The sequence below is a fragment of the bacterium genome (assembly GCA_035371905.1).
Lineage (GTDB): Bacteria > Ratteibacteria > UBA8468 > B48-G9 > JAFGKM01 > JAMWDI01.
Map to the genome: position 1 here is coordinate 1 of DAORXQ010000147.1, position 3,224 is coordinate 3,224.

The 3,224-nt window shown below is 29.0% G+C and carries 2 protein-coding genes; both read right to left on the reverse strand.

What is annotated here, in order from left to right:
* Positions 1-263: 263 nt before the first annotated feature.
* Positions 264-1,268, reverse strand: a complete 1,005-nt coding sequence (gene mtnA, locus PKV21_09785; GenBank protein HOM27776.1) for an S-methyl-5-thioribose-1-phosphate isomerase — start codon at positions 1,266-1,268, stop codon at positions 264-266.
* A 106-nt stretch (positions 1,269-1,374) separates the two neighbouring features.
* Positions 1,375-3,224 (reverse strand): DNA polymerase III subunit alpha (gene dnaE, locus PKV21_09790; protein HOM27777.1); only part of this gene is annotated, 1,850 nt, incomplete at its 5' end.

Genomic DNA, 3,224 nt, shown 5'->3' on the forward strand with positions numbered 1-3,224 from the left:
AAATCTGGCTTTAGTTCTTTTTTTGCTTTTGGATTTAATTCACTCCAAAGTTTAAACATATTTAATTAACCTCCATAAAACTCCTTATTTAATTTTTTGTCGTTTTCACTCACTTTATATTCTTCATCATCAATTTCGCTGTAATTTATGTAAAGAAATTCTTATTAATCCTTTATTGTTATTTTATCACTTTTTAAAGATTTCTTTAAAAGGGGGAGATGTCTTTTTATACCTTTCATAATGCTTTCTGGAACTATTAAGGGTTACTTTTTAAAAGGGGGATGTAGTATGCCTTTTTCTGTTATAAATCCATCAATAAATTCACCCGGAGTTATATCAAAAGATGGATTATAAACAGGACAATTTTTTGGAGCAATATAAATTTTCTTTATTTTTCTTATTTCATCAGGGTCTCTTTCTTCAATTGGTATATCCTTACCTGTTTTTAAGGAAAAATCAAATGTAGAAAACGGGGCAGCAATATAAAATTTCACTTTATGATGTCTTGCTAAAACTGAAAGATTATATGTCCCAATTTTATTGGCAGTATCTCCATTTAAAGTTATTCTATCTGCACCAACAATTATTATGTCAATTTTCCCCTGTTTCATTAGAAAAGCAGACATATTATCACAAATTAAGGTATATGGGATTTTTAACTTTTCCAGTTCCCATGTAGTTAACCTCGCTCCTTGAAGTACAGGTCTTGTTTCATCAACATAAACATGAAATTTTTTACCTCTTTTTTTTGATACAAAAAGAGGAGAAAGGGCAGTTCCATATCCACTTGTTGCAAGTCCACCTGCATTACAATGTGTAAGAATGTTCATCCCATCATTTATAAAGGAAGAACCATAATTACCTATTTTATAACAACATTCAAGGTCTTCCTTATGTATCTTCTTTGCCTGGTTAACAATATCCTTTTTTATTTCATTAATTGTTTTATTTTTATTTAAAATTTTCTCTATTCTTTCAAGAGAATAAAATAAGTTATAAGCAGTTGGTCTTGATGTTTTTAGATATTCAATATCTTTTTTTATTTTTTTAATAAATTTTTCTTTTGTTTTTTCTCTACATTTTATAGCAGATAAAGCAATTCCAAATCCAGCAAAACACCCTATTGCAGGAGCACCCCTTATTTTTAGTTTTTTTATGCTTTCCCACACATCTTTTATATTTTTTATCTCAATTATTTCCTCTTTTAAAGGTAGTTTCCTCTGGTCAATTATATAAAGATGCTCTTCTTTCCATATAATTGGTTCAATAGGTGGTTTCATTTAATTTTCCTAAACATTAATAAGTCCCATTTTTGTTTTAGGCACAAAGGTCTGATATTGAAAAAATTCCCCTCTATCCCCTTTCAAATCCTTTTTATCTACCAAAGTTAATTTTGAAATCAGGAAATGAATTTTTTAAATTTAACAAGATATCTGGTTCAGGATTTATTCCATATCCATTTGCTTTTATTTTAACTTTTTTATTATCTTCTTTATATAATGTAAGAATAACAGAACAATTACCTTTATTGTTTTGTATAAATTCCTTTAATTCTTTAATTTTCTTATCTTCAACTGGCAGACATATCTGAATTTCAATTGTGCCTGTGAACTTTTCTTTTGCCTCTGCTAAGTCAATAACTTCGTTTGCAATAAATTTGATATCATCTTCTCTTTTTTGAACCTTCCCTTTTATAAATACAATATTATTAGTTCTTATAACTGATGAGTATTTTTTAAATGTTTCGGGATAAAAAATAACCTCTATTTTCCCATCAATTCCTTCAAGTTCACCAGATGCCATCCTTTCCCCTTTCTTTGTTATATTTCTCTTTAATTCTTGCAAAATTCCTGCAATTATAACTTCCCCATTATTAACTTTTGGAAGGTCAGAAATAGGAATAGATGAATATACTTTTAATAAAGGCAGATATTTTTCAACTGGATGGCCTGTTAGATAAACACCTAACATATCTTTTTCATAAGACAATCGCTTTGATTCAGACCATTCAGGCAAAGAAGAAATAAGTTTTTTATTCGTATAATTTATTGTCACAGGAGTAGAAAATATTTCAATTTCTCCTTTCTCCTGTGACTTTTGTACTCTTGTTCCATATTCAATCGCATCATCTATCATTGCAAAAAGATGAGACCTTGGTATTTCTAAATAATCAAAAGCCCCTGCTTTTATTAAACTTTCTATTACTTTTCTATTGACTACCCTTAAATTTACTCTTTCGCAGAAATCAAATAATGATTTAAAATCGCCTTCTTTTCTGCTTTCAATTATTGATTTAATAGCACCAGAACCAACATTTTTTACAGCAGAAAGTCCAAAAATTATATCATTACCAAAAATTTTAAACTCACCATCACTTTCACATATATCAGGTGGTAGAACCCATATATCATATCTCTCACATTCTTTTATATATTCCTCTATTTTATCACTGTTGCCAATTTCACTATTAAGTAAAGATGTAATGAATTCCAAAGGAAAATTACTTTTCAAATACGCTGTTTGATATGCAATAAAAGCATAGCAGGCACTATGAGACCTGTTAAAACCATAACCAGCAAATTTTGATATTTGAGCAAATATCTTCTCCGCTATTTCTTCTTTTACTCCATTTTTTTTTGCTCCTAAAATGAATTTTTCTCTAAATTTCTCCATTTCAGAAGATATCTTTTTACCCATTGCTTTTCTTAAATGGTCTGCTTCTCCCATTGTAAAATTTGCCAGTTTATTTGCTATTTGCATAACTTGTTCTTGATAAAGAATAACTCCATAAGTGGGCTTCAAAATTGTTTCAAGAAGTGGATGGTCATATTTTATTTTTGACGGGTCTTTTTTCCTTTCAATGTATTCCTTAACCATTCCACTTTTCATAGGTCCTGGTCTATATAAAGCAAGTACCGCAATAATATCTTCAAAATTTTCTACATTTATATCTCTTAATAAACTTTGCATACCTTTACTTTCAAGTTGAAATACTCCTGCTGTTTCACCATTGGATAGTAATTGATATGTTTTTTTATCATCAAGCGGAAAGTCATTTATTTCAATCCCTTTTCTTTTTTTAACTAATTTGATTGTATCCTCAATTACTGATAATGTTTTAAGTCCAAGTATGTCAACTTTTAAAAGCCCTATTTTCTCAATCCAATCCATTTCATACTGTGTTGCTACTTCACCTTTTGGTCCAATAAAAAGAGGAGAATAAT